Annotated in this window: 15 protein-coding genes; 8 read left to right on the top strand and 7 right to left on the bottom strand. The window is 45.1% G+C overall.

Going from position 1 to position 14,170, the window contains the following annotated elements:
• Window positions 1-16 precede the first annotated feature (16 nt).
• The 6 genes from GO755_RS21265 to GO755_RS21240 all read left to right on the top strand — a co-directional run bounded on the left by GO755_RS21265 (window position 17) and on the right by GO755_RS21240 (window position 4,207).
• Window positions 17-1,021: an AAA family ATPase gene (locus tag GO755_RS21265; RefSeq protein ID WP_157587308.1), complete on the top strand. Its 1,005-nt coding sequence runs from the start codon at window positions 17-19 to the stop codon at window positions 1,019-1,021.
• The gene (locus GO755_RS21260) at window positions 1,015-1,587 is read left to right on the top strand and encodes a hypothetical protein (protein WP_157587307.1); all 573 of its coding nucleotides are present in this window, start codon (window positions 1,015-1,017) and stop codon (window positions 1,585-1,587) included. Before GO755_RS21265 ends, GO755_RS21260 begins: the two co-directional genes overlap by 7 nt.
• Before the next feature lie 5 nt (window positions 1,588-1,592).
• Entirely contained in the window at window positions 1,593-2,549 is a 957-nt protein-coding gene (locus tag GO755_RS21255; RefSeq protein ID WP_157587306.1) for a transketolase family protein, read from the top strand.
• 87 nt (window positions 2,550-2,636) lie between these two features.
• The gene (locus GO755_RS21250; RefSeq protein ID WP_157587305.1) at window positions 2,637-3,209 is read left to right on the top strand and encodes an RNA polymerase sigma factor; all 573 of its coding nucleotides are present in this window, start codon (window positions 2,637-2,639) and stop codon (window positions 3,207-3,209) included.
• A gap of 73 nt (window positions 3,210-3,282) precedes the next feature.
• Complete coding sequence (locus GO755_RS21245) at window positions 3,283-3,747, top strand: hypothetical protein (protein WP_157587304.1); 465 nt, start codon at window positions 3,283-3,285, stop codon at window positions 3,745-3,747.
• 7 nt (window positions 3,748-3,754) lie between these two features.
• Window positions 3,755-4,207, top strand: coding sequence for a Spy/CpxP family protein refolding chaperone (locus tag GO755_RS21240; protein WP_157587303.1), 453 nt, complete (start codon window positions 3,755-3,757; stop codon window positions 4,205-4,207).
• A gap of 128 nt (window positions 4,208-4,335) precedes the next feature.
• On the opposite strand, the gene GO755_RS21235 is transcribed toward GO755_RS21240, so the two are convergent.
• The 7 genes from GO755_RS21235 to GO755_RS21205 form a co-directional block, all read right to left on the bottom strand.
• A complete protein-coding gene (locus GO755_RS21235) occupies window positions 4,336-5,376 on the bottom strand; it encodes a LiaI-LiaF-like domain-containing protein (protein WP_157587302.1) in 1,041 nt (346 codons plus the stop codon).
• Window positions 5,377-5,471: 95 nt separating this feature from the next.
• Entirely contained in the window at window positions 5,472-5,942 is a 471-nt protein-coding gene (locus GO755_RS21230) for a PspC domain-containing protein (protein ID WP_157587301.1), read from the bottom strand.
• Between the two features lie 240 nt (window positions 5,943-6,182).
• Window positions 6,183-6,812: a phosphoribosylanthranilate isomerase gene (gene trpF / locus GO755_RS21225; RefSeq protein ID WP_157587300.1), complete on the bottom strand. Its 630-nt coding sequence runs from the start codon at window positions 6,810-6,812 to the stop codon at window positions 6,183-6,185.
• A 184-nt stretch (window positions 6,813-6,996) separates the two neighbouring features.
• Window positions 6,997-7,947, bottom strand: coding sequence for an ester cyclase (locus GO755_RS21220; protein ID WP_157587299.1), 951 nt, complete (start codon window positions 7,945-7,947; stop codon window positions 6,997-6,999).
• A gap of 24 nt (window positions 7,948-7,971) precedes the next feature.
• The gene (locus tag GO755_RS21215; protein WP_198174893.1) at window positions 7,972-8,367 is read right to left on the bottom strand and encodes a nuclear transport factor 2 family protein; all 396 of its coding nucleotides are present in this window, start codon (window positions 8,365-8,367) and stop codon (window positions 7,972-7,974) included.
• Between the two features lie 256 nt (window positions 8,368-8,623).
• Window positions 8,624-9,952, bottom strand: a complete 1,329-nt coding sequence (locus GO755_RS21210) for a glycosyltransferase (RefSeq protein ID WP_157587297.1) — start codon at window positions 9,950-9,952, stop codon at window positions 8,624-8,626.
• Between the two features lie 211 nt (window positions 9,953-10,163).
• Entirely contained in the window at window positions 10,164-11,153 is a 990-nt protein-coding gene (locus tag GO755_RS21205) for a c-type cytochrome (protein ID WP_157587296.1), read from the bottom strand.
• A 295-nt stretch (window positions 11,154-11,448) separates the two neighbouring features.
• On the opposite strand from GO755_RS21205, the gene GO755_RS21200 reads away from it, so the two are divergent.
• Together GO755_RS21200 and GO755_RS21195 are read left to right on the top strand one after the other, a co-directional pair.
• A complete protein-coding gene (locus GO755_RS21200; protein ID WP_157587295.1) occupies window positions 11,449-13,527 on the top strand; it encodes a tetratricopeptide repeat-containing sensor histidine kinase in 2,079 nt (692 codons plus the stop codon).
• Between the two features lie 17 nt (window positions 13,528-13,544).
• Window positions 13,545-14,168 carry a response regulator gene (locus tag GO755_RS21195; RefSeq protein WP_157587294.1) on the top strand — a complete coding sequence of 208 codons (624 nt, stop codon included), beginning with the start codon at window positions 13,545-13,547 and terminating at the stop codon, window positions 14,166-14,168.
• The last annotated feature ends 2 nt before the right edge of the window (window positions 14,169-14,170 follow it).

Raw genomic sequence — 14,170 nt, 5'->3', positions numbered from 1 at the left:
TCTAGAAGATAGCCTTATGAAAATCAAACGCTTGGTCATCGAAAATTTCAAGTCCATTGAACGGATTGAGCTTATTGAGCCCAATCCGTTTACGGTCTTTGTAGGCCCTAACGGGTCGGGCAAGTCGAATATTTTCGAGGCTTTGGAATTTGCTGAAATATATGACCAAATTCCCAGTATTGCAGTAAGCTTATTTGGCGGCATTGAAGCGCTTCAAAAAAGAAATGGATTAGGCGAAGTATTTCAATTGCATATTGATTTCCAAACTTCTAAAGAGAACACCCTTCCCTATGAAGTAGTATTCAATTTTGACACCTATAAGCAAGAAAAGGAATCAAAAATCAATGATTCATCAGAAGATCAGATAGAAGTTTGGATACCTAGTTCCCAATGGGAAAATTCAGAGTTTCAACAATTTCACGAAAGATATAGTCGATTATTCATAAAAAATGATCGACTAGTAAAACTGCCTTTAGACGACAATAAGCGACTTTCATTATCAGCAAAAAATTTAGAAAAAGTATTAAAGAGATTACTCAGTGATAATGCTCTAAAAATCGAATTATTCGAGTGGTTAGAGTTATTTGTTCCGAGTTTTAAAAATGTTGAGGTTGATTATCGAAATGAACTGCATTGGTTTGAGGAGTTTATGCCAAGTTATTTTACTAAAGACTTAATCTCTGACGGCACCTACAACATTCTGGCAATTCTCACTGCTATCTACCAAAGCGATGAACCGCAATTCCTCTGTATCGAAGAGCCAGAAAATGGGCTTAACCCTAAGGTTGTAAAAGAACTAGTCAACCTTTGTCGATATGCCTGTGAAGAGTTTGGGCATTATATCTGGCTCAATACACACTCTCAAACGCTAGTTGCACAGTTGACTCCTGATGAAATTATTTTAGTCGATAAGAATGAAGGGGCAACGCAGACCAAGCAAATTAAGGGAATGAATTTACATGATTTACCAATGGATGAAGCCTGGCTTTCTAACGCTCTGGGAGGTGGGCTGCCGTGGTAAAACTAGGTATCATTTGCGAGGGTGAAACAGAGCCTATTATTCTGGACACACCTGAATTTAGAATCTTTGTAGCTCAGTATGATATTGAATTAGTTGCTGTAACCCAAGTAGGAGGCAAAAAAGAGTATGGTGTCGAGCGAATTGATAAGCATAGAAAGATTCTTCTGGATAAAGGTGTAGAACGCATCATTGTATTAATTGATTTGGATAATGACAGTTGCATAACTTTTACGAAACAAGAGCTTATTCAATACCCGGATCAAATTGTTGTTGTAGCTGTAAAAGAGTTTGAAAACTGGTATCTGGCAGATTCTCTTGCACTAAGTCAATTTGTAGGCGTCCCAGTAAACATACCTGATCCTGAAATGGATCAAGATCCTATAACGACAATTATCAATTTGGGATTAGAAGCCAGACGGTTCAAGCGATATAGAAAAAGTAAAGTCTTATTAGCAAAGGACATGCATCGTCACGGCTTCACCATCGAAAAAGCAGCTCAACACCCAAATTGCCCTAGTGCCCACTATTTTCTAACTAAATTGCAAACCCTCGCTTCGGCGAATTAATAGACATGAAAAAATACGAGTACACAGAGAAAAAAGACACGCGGTCGGGTTTCGGCGCGGGTATATCTGAACTGGGCCGAACGAATCCTAATGTCATCGCCCTCACAGCCGATTTAGCGGGTTCGCTCAAGTTGGAGACGTTCATTAAAGAAAACCCAGAGCGCTTCGTTCAGTGCGGTATTGCCGAAGCCAACATGATAGGTGTGTCAGCTGGTTTGACTATTGGTGGGCATATTCCATTTGCCACGACCTTTGCGAACTTCGCTACGGGTCGTGTGTATGACCAGATTCGTCAATCGGTGGCATATTCCAATAAGAACGTTAAAATCTGTGCTTCACACGCTGGTCTAACGCTGGGCGAAGATGGGGCCACTCACCAGATTCTGGAAGATTTGGGCATGATGAAAATGCTGCCCAACATGACCGTTATCAATCCCTGTGATTACAATCAGACCAAAGCCGCAACCATTGCCATTGCTGAACACGTTGGCCCTGTTTATCTGCGCTTTGGTCGCCCTGTAATTCCTGTGTTTACGCCTGCCGACCAAAAGTTTGAGATTGGCAAGGCATGGACGGTGAACGAAGGTAAAGACGTATCTATTTTCTGCACAGGGCACCTGGTTTGGGAAGCTATAAAAGCTGGCGAAATTCTGTCGGAACAGGGAATTGAAGCTGATATTATCAATATTCACACGATTAAGCCGTTAGATGTAGAGGCCATTCTGGCATCGGTTAAGAAAACCGGCTGTGCTGTATCGGCAGAAGAACACATGCTTAACGGTGGTTTGGGTGATAGCGTTGCGCAGGTACTGGCCCAAAACTTCCCCGCTCCACTCGAATACATTGGTGTTCACGATACGTTCGGTGAAAGTGGCACACCAGATCAGCTAATGCAGAAATATGGCCTCACCGCCGACAAAATTGTTGAGCAGGTGAAAAAAGCAATGGCCCGCAAAGTTTAGTTGTTTCATGTTCAAGGTTCCACGTTTTCTAAGCGCTTATCGTAATTAGCAACATGGAACCTTGAACGTGAAACTTGAAACAATAGAATGACTGACGCAGAAATCCTCGCCAAATACCGCGACCCGTCGAGCCGGAATTATGCCTTTAATCTATTGGTACGACAATACCAGCAGAAAATATATTGGCATATCCGTAAAATGGTCATTGACCACGATGATGCCGATGATCTGGTGCAGGAAACGTTCATAAAAGTGTGGAACAGCCTGGAACAGTTTCGGGGTGATAGTCAGTTATATACCTGGATATACCGCATTGCCACCAATGAATGCCTCAACTTTCTGAATAAGAAACGCCGACGTTTTTTTCTGCCTATTGGCGACGTGGAAGGCGAATTGATGCAGAAGCTGGAAAGTAATAGCGATTATGTTACATCAGGCAACGAACCGAGTGGCGAAGACGTACAGTTAAAGCTGCAAAAAGCGCTACTAAAATTACCCGATAAACAACGCTTGGTATTTAACATGAAGTACTTCGATGATATGAAGTATGAGGAAATTGCAGACATTACCGGTACATCAGTAGGGGCCTTAAAAGCATCGTATCACCTGGCAGTCAAAAAAATTGAAGATTATCTGACTAAAACTGATACAACCGATTAAACCCCAGCCGCTTTAGACTGTCCAATCCGTATAACACAGGAATGTAATTGTGTATTTGATACACACCACTGTAATGAATGACAAAAACGAATTTCGACTTGACGAACTGCCACCAGAACATCCCATGCGGCAGTTGCCGTTTGTGACTCCAGAGGGTTATTTTGACACGTTGCCATCACGTGTGCAGGCTCGCGTGATTCGTAAGTCAAAACCAGCATTTACGATTACCTGGTCATGGCAGCGCTCGGTAGCTTCCCTGGCGGGTGCTAGTCTGATTGCTATACTGGTTTGGCAAACCTTACCACAGCGGCAGGAATCGTTGGGTAGTGAAGCCCTTGCCGGTGTAAGTAATGATGTAATTGCAGCCTACCTCGATGAACAGGGTGTAGATGCCAGCGAATTGGCCGATGCTCAGCAAATTCATTCGTCATTAGGCAGCGACACGACAGCGATTCAGTTTCTTAATGTGCAACCGAAGGACATTCAGCAGCATATTAAAGAACAAACTGTGCTGGAAAGCCCGGATCTCGGTTCCTGATTTTTGAATGGTTAACTTTACCACAATGAGACACGTATGGATTGGTTGGCTGGTTGGTCTAGTGTTTATGGCTCAAGTGGCCAATGCACAGGACGACGGCAGCGGACGGCAAAAAATTGAAGCGGCTAAGATCGGGCTGATTACAAATCGGCTCAATTTAACGACAGATCAGGCTCCGCAATTCTGGGCGATTTACAATGAATATAACGCCAAGAAACAGGAACTGAACCGGCGAGTTCGGCAATTGAATAATGCGCCGGCACGCACTAGCCTTAATGACGAGCAATTAGTAAATGGGCTTCGCGAAGTGAATTCCACCAAACAAAAACTCGCCGACTTAGACGACGAGTATATGGGGCGCTTCCTGAAAGTGATTACGCCAGCTCAATTGGCTGAGCTATATAAGACTGAGCAGATGTTCAATAAAATGCTGCTCAATAAGTTGAATCAAGGCAACTGAACCGCACGGGCGGCCCCGCGGGATTTAGCTGATTTAGGGATTTACAGGATTTTGCCTTGCGCTTCTTCGAAGCGAATCACAAAACAAAATCCTGTAAATCCCTAAATCAGCTAAATCCCGGTTCAGACTTAATACCGCACCACCTTAAACCTTGAGATGCCTCCATCAAAACGGATGGTCATTTTCTTTTTGGTGGCGTCGTAGCCAGGACTAATAAACTCCCCACCACCAACACTGGTGAAATCATCCAACTGTTCCAGGTTAAGGGCGCCGTCTTTTTTGATTCGGCAACCTACTTCCTTTGGCACATGTACAGTTACTGAAGCCGCTCCCACGTCCAGCTTTACTTCCGACACGTCGGCTTTGGCACCGAGTTTTAAATCAAGATCAGCAGCACCAGCACCAATTTTCAGGCTTTTGACCGCGTAAGCGCTTAAGTCCAGATCGCCCTGACCTGCTCCTAAAGCAACATCCATCGTCCAAACGGGAGTGGCATTCAGATGCACATCAACTCGATTCTCAAAATTGCCATCCTTAAAATCAACGTGCTGATCCTCTTCAGTAGGCTTTAGCTCAATGGTCGGGATGTGTGTGGTTTCATCACGATCAACCGACATGGAATAACTACCCGTTGTTTGTTTGGTATCTGCTTTGATGAGCTCAGAACTCGGCTCGCTGATGATAAACCGACCAGCACCACCCGATAATTTCAGGACAGCTTCGCGCGTGTCGGCATCCATTGTTTCAGTAAAGGTATTTGTCTGAACTTTGGTATTCTCTGAATCCCGACGATCGCGCTCTGACTGATAGTCACCATCATTGTTATCATCGTCATTATTGTCGTTATCGTTGTTAGAATTTCCGTGATCATTATCATCGTCATCATTATCATCCCAGCGCATGTTAAACTCATCACGATCTCGATGATGCGATAGGAATCCAAATAATGTGGTGGGTACGGCTACAGCTAACATTACTGTTGTGATAAATGCAGCTGGGTTACCACGCCGTTCCAAAATCAGGTTGACACCTGCCAGAATTAGCAATACTGGCCATAAATTCACTAATGAATGCCAGTCTATATCGAGCATACCTGCTCGCCGGGCCAGAAACAGTACACCCAGCGTTAGTAGGAAAATGCCCCAGAACAATCCATTTTTTCGTTGCATGACAAATTTTGTTTCAAGTTTCAAGTTTGATGTTCCAGGTTTAATCGAAGCAATTAACCTGGAACATCAAACTTGAAACCTTATAAATCAACAGTTTAAAGCGTTCCGTTAGGGTCGTTGTTCGTGTTTGTCGTGTCGTAAGGAGGTTTGATCCGATCCTTAAAAATCAGCCACAAACCAATCGCGATCAGAACAAACGGCCACAGATCACCAAAGTCAATGTCGAAATAACGGTCCAGTAAAAACAGGATACCGAGGATAATCAAAATGGCCCCGCCAATAATACTACGGTCGGGTGATGCAGGTTTGTTCGGATTATAGGGATTCATGGCAAAATAAGGATTAGAAAAAGCGGTTGATTGGGACACAGAACCACTGAAACGGCGTTCGGGTAGTGCGATCCACAAGATAATGTAAATGATGATAGCCGGAAAGTGTGGCAGGAAAATTCCGATCACAAATAGTACGCGTACCAAGGCACGATCAATGCCAAAATAATCGGCCAAACCAGCACACACGCCCCCAATCTGGGCCTGGTCGGCAATACGTTCTAATCGCTTGTTCATGGCTCTGTCCGGAACGCCGGATCGTTGTTTAAATCCGATGTAAACCTACTAGATGGCTGTTTTTCGCGAAAGTAGAATTGGAAGAATGGACGCGGTTATGGATAGAAGTATGTTTTCAATGATAGTAGGTAATGCCTAGTAGTGAAATTTATTAAACTAAGTTACGAAGTGGTAAGTGGTTGACGCGAAAGCAATATACATGTGTCAACCACTTACCACTTCGTAACTTAGCACTTACAACTAATCTTCTTCAATCGCTTCCAGAATGTCCATCAACTCGCCAAACTCTTTATTCCCAGGCCGTTCTTCATCGCCACCACTAAGGGCAATACCCTGAACGGACAGATCATCCAGTAGCTCATGGACGTTCTCAGCTGATACACCGATTCCTAAAAGTATAGGATAACGAGAGGCTAATCGCTGGAATGTAGCTTTCAGTTCGTCGTCGAGATAAAGTGGGCTATTACTTTCAAGTAGAATATAGTCTGCATCAGTTGCGCCCGTCTGAAACAGCGTGTCGAGTTGATCAAGCGTTAATTGCGCTAAATCGACATGTAGAATAAATCGCAGTTCACCGCTAGACTTCGTACTCAGATAGGGCAATAGCGCCGATTCGTTAACCTGCAATATGTCAGGCTTGTACGTATCAAGGAGTTGCTCAATAACTTCGGGGTCAGAAGACGTTGTTTCGCCAACGATTTGCACACCGGCAACCCATCCCCTGATTTCGGCAAATTTTTTCGGCTCAACATAATCTGGCGAGTCTGCATCCATTGAAAAGCCAAGCATATCGACACCCATACCCGCACAATAACGGGCATCGCTGAGATTTGTAACGTTGGAGATTTTAACGAGCGTTTTGAGTGCCATACTTTCAATGAATAGTTATCGATAACCAGCGAACAGTTGCCAGAACGTAATCGCAAAGTTACAGACAGTCTACTCAACTATAAATATATAATCGCCACAAGATCAGATTAACAATAACACCTAAAATCACTTCCAGACATAGCCCGAAGTGATTTTAGGTGTGGAAGAAGGATGTAAAACGCGCTTATTTCGCTGGCGTCGGAATGGCCCCAATTTGTTGTAGCACAGACAGATCGTCGCCAATCTGTATCCGCTCAGCGATCTTACCGTCCTTATAGCGGTCAATAACAAAGCCCTGCGTATTCATTTTTCTGTTAGAAGCGGGAATACCCATCAATTCGCCAGTATGGGTGCCAGAAAAAAGACAATACGAAGCCACTTTATCACCTTCGGCAATCTGAATAACAGGCGTCCATGTCACATCAGGGAACGCTTTCAGGTACGTCTCCCCTATCATTTTGTACGTGCCCGCTCCATGAGCCACCGACTCACTATTCCACCAGAGTTTGAAATCGGGAGCGAGCAGTGTTAAATCCTTGTCAATATTATGACTTGAATAGGCAGCGAAGAATGCTGCCGACATCATTTTATTCTGTTCAGGTGTGGTTTTCATGCCTTTTCCAGTAGCGAATGCTGGCGAAGGAAGGTCAGGTAGAGGTTGGGCTAGCGGGGCTACACCTAGCTGCTGCATCATGGCCAGATTGTCGTCTTGCCCCCAATGTTCGATACCCTTTCCCATTTTATCGAATTTAGCTAAATCCATCGATTTAATTTTCACGGATTTCCCAGTTGCTGCCATACCCATAAAGGCGCCTTTATTGGTACCTGAAAATTCGGTATAGGCAACGACGTAATCGCCTTCAGCAACCATATCCAGTACCGTAATCATGCCATCTGGATAAGCCTCCTTAAAGGCAGTGAACATGGCTTTACTTCCTTCTAGACCCGACGGCATACCTGCCACTAAAGCATGATCAACGGAGTTCTTGCTGATGAGGTTATCCAGATCAGCGAAGTTTCCGGTATTAAAAGCCGTGTAAATCTTCCGTAATGTCTGTTTATTTTTTTCGGGAGTTTGAGCCAAAACGACTCCGCCCAGCAGAAGGGCAATGATCGAGAAAATGAGCTTTTTCATCGGTAGAAAAGGTAGAAGGTTCGTTTATTGATAAATTTTTTCGGCAGAGGCTGTGTCGTAATACGATCGACCACTTACGGGTACACCATTTTCAAATCGCCAAACCATCGTCCACTCGAAGGTGAGTGGCTTGCCCGTTTTCTTCGCCTGTACGCCATGTTGCCCAGTGGCTATAACAAGGTTATCGGCTGTGGCATAATCGCTTACGTTAAATGACAACGTAGCGGTATCAGCATCCAATTGCTGGAAGAAGTTCAGGAATTCGCGTCGCCCACTATAACTACCCCCATGCGGAACGATAGCCGGATCGTTTGGGTCTTGCCAGGTAAAGTTTTCGGCAACGTTTTCGAGAATGAATGGTACGTTTCCCTGAGAGAAAGCAGCATAAAGGCCTTCTACAATTTGTTGATTTGTTTCCATGATTGTGTAGGGTTTATCGGTTTTGATGTCGATGAACATGACAAAGTTCGCACCTTAACTACTTGTTAATCAATCCTATAAAAACAGGAATTTTATCTCCCCGAAAAAGGGGAGGTTGACCAACGTATCAACTTGTATAGATTGCCATCAATAAAAAAACCTTCCGACTAGTAGCTGGTTTGCCACTAAATCAGGAAGGTTTGCTGTCAGTCTTTTGCGTTACGCTACCGTCAAAGCAGCTGGTTTCTATCGACCATCAGGCAGCTACCGAAGTCAGTGCCTGGGCCACGTAACCAGCAAATAAGTCGTTTACTGGGTAGGCCCTAAATTCGTCGGCCAGCCCCTGAACGTTGTTCTTATACGTTGGGATTGCTTCGAGCTTCGTTATAGCCTTACGAAGTTGTTCGGGCTTAGGGGTTTCCGTATTCAGGTTGATGCCATAGTTGAAATAACCAACCCGGGCAGCTATTTCGTTTTTACCTTCGTGAATGCCCGCTACCACCATTGGCAGTCCATACTGCACGGCCTGCAATACGCCACCGAAACCGCCATTCGTGATGAACAAATCGGTGTGTGGCATAATGTCGTCAAATGCAATGAAGTCTTCGATAATCAGGTTTGCGTAAGGATAACGAGCTCGTAAAGACTCGGTCTGCGATCCGCCCGTTGTAACCACCACCAGCGTATCAGTCTGTTTGAAGGCCTCAAGCGTAGGAACCAGCAACTTATCGACGTCCTTCTCTACAGTACCCTGCGTTACCAGAATCACCTTCCGGTAGTGGTCAAGTCGGTCGTCGTGCCAGGTGGTTCGGTCGGAATCAGGAGAGCGGTAAGGAAGAAGGGGACCAAGAAAGCGGATATTCTTTCCTAAATCACTTCGCTTATACTCAAAACCGGGTGTGCCTGTTTGTAAAAAAATAGTTGATGAGTTTACCAGCACATCAAACATATTCGATTCTGTATGCGGAATATTCCGTTGATCCAGCAATGAAAACAGCAGTTGGTTAGGCTTTTTGAAGAGTACCCTGTTGGCCATTGTTTTCATAAAATCCTGTTTTAATTTGCCCAACCAACTATCCGACGGTTCTAAACCTAGTCCGGGAGGAGCCAGATCTTTCGAGGTTTGAATGAGTGGCAAAACACCAACTGAGATAAGGGGTATATGCAATAGAGGCCGAATAAAGGGGATGGCACTGAACACACAATCAGCCACTATCGCGTCGATGGGCCACTGCTGATGAATAGCCTGAATATCGGCGAAGTATTCGGTCGAGCGCAGAATGAAATAGTTAATCATATCGAAGTTCAGTTTCTTAATCTGTCCTTTGATGGCTTTGCGTTCGGGGAATATCTCGTCAACTTTCTCGGATGGAACATCCAGCGCTTTTATAAATGGATAATGCCGGACAGCCAGCTTTTTCAGCTTTTCGGCGTAATGGGCTGAGGTATACCAGCGCACATCGCAACCGAGCGTCTGGAGATGTTTGGCCAGGCTTGTAAGTGGATTGAAATGTCCATCACCGGGTACGCAGGCAAACAGAATCCGTTTACCGTGTAGCGTTTCCTGGTTAACTAACGTTGGCATTGATACGTGTAGTAAGGTTTCCATGTCGATAAAGTCTGAGGTCAGATCAGCAGGGGATTCTCTCCTACTGACCCTGCAAAGTTCACCTCATAAACCCCTGTAAATCAATCCTATAAAAATAGGAATTTCATCTCCCCGAAAAAGGGGATACCTAGCGAGATAATCACTTAGAGAGGTTGATTGTCGGCTTGATTACAAAACCGCACCTGGGCTAGCGAATGGCTACATGAGGCTTAAATTTCTCAGCCACCTTGTTTGAGATAGGTTTCAGCGACATGAGATAGGTATAAATCGCACCCAGATCCTGTTCTTTCATACCGCCATACATAATCCAGGGCATCAACGTTTGGAAATCCTTCGGCCCGAGTGCCTGTGGTTTGTAGCTACTGTCGGCATACGCTTTGAATCTGGCAATAAATGCCTCTTTTTTCCAGCTACCAATACCTGTCTCTTTATCGGGAGTGATGTTAGGTGTGTAAAGCGTTCCTGATGGCAGGTTGAAATCTCGCCCACCCGCAAACGATTTTTCCTTAATAATCTGGCCTTTGTCAACTTGCGTATGACACTCTACACAACCAGCTATCATAACCAGATACTTACCTGTAGCCAGTTCATCGTTGGGGTCAGGTAGTGGCATTGGCTCAGCTTTCTGGGGAATGGTGTTCAGGATAAAATTGAACGGGAAATCAGCTTTTGAGTCAGCAGGTTTGTTTTCGATAGGCTTGAGCGTACGCAGGTAGGCAATAATACTCTGGACATCTTCTTCGCCCATTTTGCCATAATAAGGATAGGGCATGACTGGAAAGAAGGCATGTCCATCGCGACTGACGCCCGTTGTAATAGCTCGGTAGAGTTCACCATCGGTCCAGCTTCCGATGCCGAAAGGCGTAATGTTTTTAGCTGTAAATGAACCGGGGAAACCCGCTTTCTGATCGAATAGTTCTCCCCCCTGTCCCATCGTCCCAGGCTTCAAGGGTCCCGAAAAAAAGGTATAATCGCGGATGCTGTGGCAGTCAATGCAGACCGTCACATGATTCGCCAGATAGGCTCCCCGTTCAATGCGTTGCGGAGTGGCATCTACTTTAAGAACTGGTGCATCGCCTACATTCGGCAGGGCAAGCTTAACGTATGCCAGCAAACCGATAACGCCCAGGGCAAGCACGCCAATTACAATTCCGATAACTTTAACTATTTTTTTCATGAGCAATCGCGTAAAAAAGAGGTTATGAGAGGAATATCAAAACAGTTGTTTTTGAAGTAATGTATTGATAAACAGGCATTCATAACAACTAAACCACACGATATTTTTAGTAAACGGCAATTATTTTTCATTAAAACTACCGTTCCACGAAATAACCTCTTTGGTAGAATTTCTTTCTTCAGCTATGCTCCTGTTTAATCAAGCCTGTTCAGGAAGACGTCGAGCTATACATACTCGACTTTTTTATGTACAATCATACTTTCTTGCGATAACCATCTAATAATCAATCCCATAAATGCAGGTAATTTTTATCCCCGAAAAAGGGGGTTTTGCGAAAGAGGCTTGCGTAGAATTAAAAAAAGTAGAGAACTTGCCTAAAAAACACTCCGACCACCACATGCGCTCGTTCTCCATCTGGTTGCTGTTGCTCGTGCATCTTGGTGTGAGGGGGAGCTTTGCCCAAACCAGCCCAAAGCAAGATAGTTTACTGGCTATTTTGGCGAAAACTCCCTCCGATTCTGCCAAAGTGCAGCTCTTGCTCGACATTGCCAAGCTGTACCATACAGCCCCGGAAGCCCGGCCCTGGATTGATAAAGCTATGGCCCTGAGCCGAACGGCCAACTATCAGCTCGGCATAGCCAACTGCCTTACCAACTACAATAATTATCTGTACATAGAGGGCAAATATGACGAAGTGCTGAAAAACTGCGCGATAGGCATACGCATTGCCAGGCCACTCAAGGCTCATAAAACACTGGGCGTACTGTACAACTACATCGCCAATATTCATAATGCCAAAGGCGAGCAACGGCAAGCGTTGGCCGCTTATCAAAATGCCTTAAACGAGATCAATCAGGCCGTCGTGCCAGCCTTCTTCCCTATTACCATTGAAGGCAACATTGTAAAACTCTACATTGACCTTCGGGAGTATAAAAAAGCCCTTACCTATGGGCTTCAGGCCATTGAACAAGCCGAAAAAACGGGCTCTACCGATGCGGCCGGTTATATTAGCCAGCACGTTGGTACAGCCTATCTGGTGCTAAAGCAAATTCCCAGGAGCCGATTCTATTTTGAAAAAAGCCTAAAAATTGCTCACCAAACCAACGACCCTCATTTAATCGCTTCTGTATTATCAAACTTAGGAGAAATTTATAGCCAAGAAGGAAACGCCCCCAAAGCGCTTGCCTATTATGACCAATCGCTTCGAATTGCGCGGGCCAATCAGGATTCAGAAATTGAAATGTGGAATCTACACGGCATTGCTCAGGAGCATTACTGGAAAAAAGAATGGCAACAAGCCTATGATGTAACCCAACAAGCCCGGCAAATCGCCGAAAAAAATCAGTACAAAGAGTACCTCACCAATTTCTATCTGCTGCTCTCCGATATTGAAATCGGGCGGGGACGATTAAGAGAAGGCGACGCCTGGCGACAGAAATGGCACGACCTCCGGACAAGCATCAGCAATGAGACCGTTTTACGCGCCACCCAGGAACTCGAAACCCGTTACCAAACCGCAAAAAAAATTGCACAAATCAACGTATTACAGCAAGAGCAACAAATTCAGCAACTTTCGCTACGACAAAAAAATCTGCTCATTTATAGCTTAGCTGTCTTGCTTGTGCTAGCGGGCGTTTTAGGGTTTTTGTATTACCGATACGCCCGTCAGAAACAACGGCTGGCGCAGCAGGAAAACCAGTTGAATGAGCAGAAAATCATACAATTAGAACAGGAAAAACAACTCTCGGCTGTAGATGGTATGCTGCGCGGACAAGAGGAAGAACGTAGCCGATTGGCACGTGATCTTCACGACGGCCTCGGTGGCATGTTATCCGGCATAAAATCGTCACTTACAGGTATGAGCGGAAACCAGATCATTCCAGAAGAATCGGCCTTAGCTTTCGGGCGGGTGATCGATACCCTGGATTCGTCAATTCAGGAACTGCGCCGGGTAGCACGGAATATGATGCCCGAAGCGCTTGTCCGGTTCGGGTTAAAAGACGCCTTGCAGGACTACGTCGATTACCTAAACCGATCTGGCGGACAGGCAATTGATTACCAGACGTTTGGTCTTGATGAGCGCCTACCTCAGGCTACCGAAATCATTATTTTTCGGATTGTTCAGGAGCTGCTTAACAATGTGCAGAAACACGCCAATGCCACTCAAACGCTCGTACAGCTAATCCGGGATGGAAGCCGTTTTAACCTGACTGTTGAAGATAACGGCAAGGGGTTCGATACCAGCCAATTAGCCAACGAACAAGGCATCGGTTGGCTCAACATTCAGTCTCGGGTAGATTATCTCAATGGCACGCTTGACGTAACATCAGCCCCTGGAAAAGGAACGTCAGTAACGATTGAATTTATCGTTTAACTATTCAGCAGTAAGCTATGGAATCGATCAGTGTTCTCATCGTAGATGATCATCCGATGGTTATCGAAGGCGTCAAATCTTTGCTTCATACAGCCAGTAGCATTCAGATTGCAGGCAGCGTGAACGATGCTTTTTCAGCGTTGGATTTTCTAAAAAATCAACCAGTCGATGTGGTTCTCCTCGACATTAATCTCCCCGATCTGAACGGGATTGATCTATGCGGAAAACTGAAAAAGGAATTTCCTAAACTCAAAATCCTGGCGATGAGCACGTTCAAAGAGCGAAGCTACATCACGCGTATGATTGAGCAGGGAGCATCGGGCTACGTACTGAAAAGCGTTTCGCAGCAAGAACTCGTTGACGCGATTCATCAGGCACAGGCCGGGCGAATGTATCTGAGTATGGAGGTGTCACAAGTATTGGTGTCAAGCCCGGCGCCAAAGGCAATTCCTCTATTGACCGCCCGAGAGAAAGAAGTGCTAGCCTGCATTGCCGAAGGATTGACTAACCACGAAACCGCCGAAAAGCTCTTCGTTAGTCCGCTTACGGTCGATAGCCACCGCAAGAATTTACTGGCTAAATTCCAGGTCAAAAACACAGCGGCTCTGATCAAATTTGCCGTCGAAAACCAGCTGGTTTAATC

This window comes from Spirosoma arboris, assembly GCF_009754945.1.
In the GTDB taxonomy this organism is placed as follows: Bacteria; Bacteroidota; Bacteroidia; order Cytophagales; family Spirosomataceae; genus Spirosoma; species Spirosoma arboris.
The sequence above is the reverse complement of the archived record's forward strand: the minus strand, read 5'-3'. Positions and strand labels throughout refer to the sequence as shown.

What these genes read in the sequence shown, in the direction of transcription:
- GO755_RS21265 (WP_157587308.1), top strand. Translation starts at nt 17, where the DNA reads ATGAAAATCAAACGCTTGGTCATCGAAAATTTCAAGTCCATTGAACGG.
- GO755_RS21255 (WP_157587306.1), top strand. Translation starts at nt 1,593, where the DNA reads ATGAAAAAATACGAGTACACAGAGAAAAAAGACACGCGGTCGGGTTTC.
- GO755_RS21250 (WP_157587305.1), top strand. Translation starts at nt 2,637, where the DNA reads ATGACTGACGCAGAAATCCTCGCCAAATACCGCGACCCGTCGAGCCGG.
- GO755_RS21245 (WP_157587304.1), top strand. Translation starts at nt 3,283, where the DNA reads ATGAATGACAAAAACGAATTTCGACTTGACGAACTGCCACCAGAACAT.
- GO755_RS21240 (WP_157587303.1), top strand. Translation starts at nt 3,755, where the DNA reads ATGGTTAACTTTACCACAATGAGACACGTATGGATTGGTTGGCTGGTT.
- GO755_RS21235 (WP_157587302.1), bottom strand. Translation starts at nt 5,376, where the DNA reads ATGCAACGAAAAAATGGATTGTTCTGGGGCATTTTCCTACTAACGCTG.
- GO755_RS21230 (WP_157587301.1), bottom strand. Translation starts at nt 5,942, where the DNA reads ATGAACAAGCGATTAGAACGTATTGCCGACCAGGCCCAGATTGGGGGC.
- trpF (WP_157587300.1), bottom strand. Translation starts at nt 6,812, where the DNA reads ATGGCACTCAAAACGCTCGTTAAAATCTCCAACGTTACAAATCTCAGC.
- GO755_RS21220 (WP_157587299.1), bottom strand. Translation starts at nt 7,947, where the DNA reads ATGAAAAAGCTCATTTTCTCGATCATTGCCCTTCTGCTGGGCGGAGTC.
- GO755_RS21215 (WP_198174893.1), bottom strand. Translation starts at nt 8,367, where the DNA reads ATGGAAACAAATCAACAAATTGTAGAAGGCCTTTATGCTGCTTTCTCT.
- GO755_RS21210 (WP_157587297.1), bottom strand. Translation starts at nt 9,952, where the DNA reads ATGCCAACGTTAGTTAACCAGGAAACGCTACACGGTAAACGGATTCTG.
- GO755_RS21205 (WP_157587296.1), bottom strand. Translation starts at nt 11,153, where the DNA reads ATGAAAAAAATAGTTAAAGTTATCGGAATTGTAATTGGCGTGCTTGCC.
- GO755_RS21200 (WP_157587295.1), top strand. Translation starts at nt 11,449, where the DNA reads ATGCAGGTAATTTTTATCCCCGAAAAAGGGGGTTTTGCGAAAGAGGCT.
- GO755_RS21195 (WP_157587294.1), top strand. Translation starts at nt 13,545, where the DNA reads ATGGAATCGATCAGTGTTCTCATCGTAGATGATCATCCGATGGTTATC.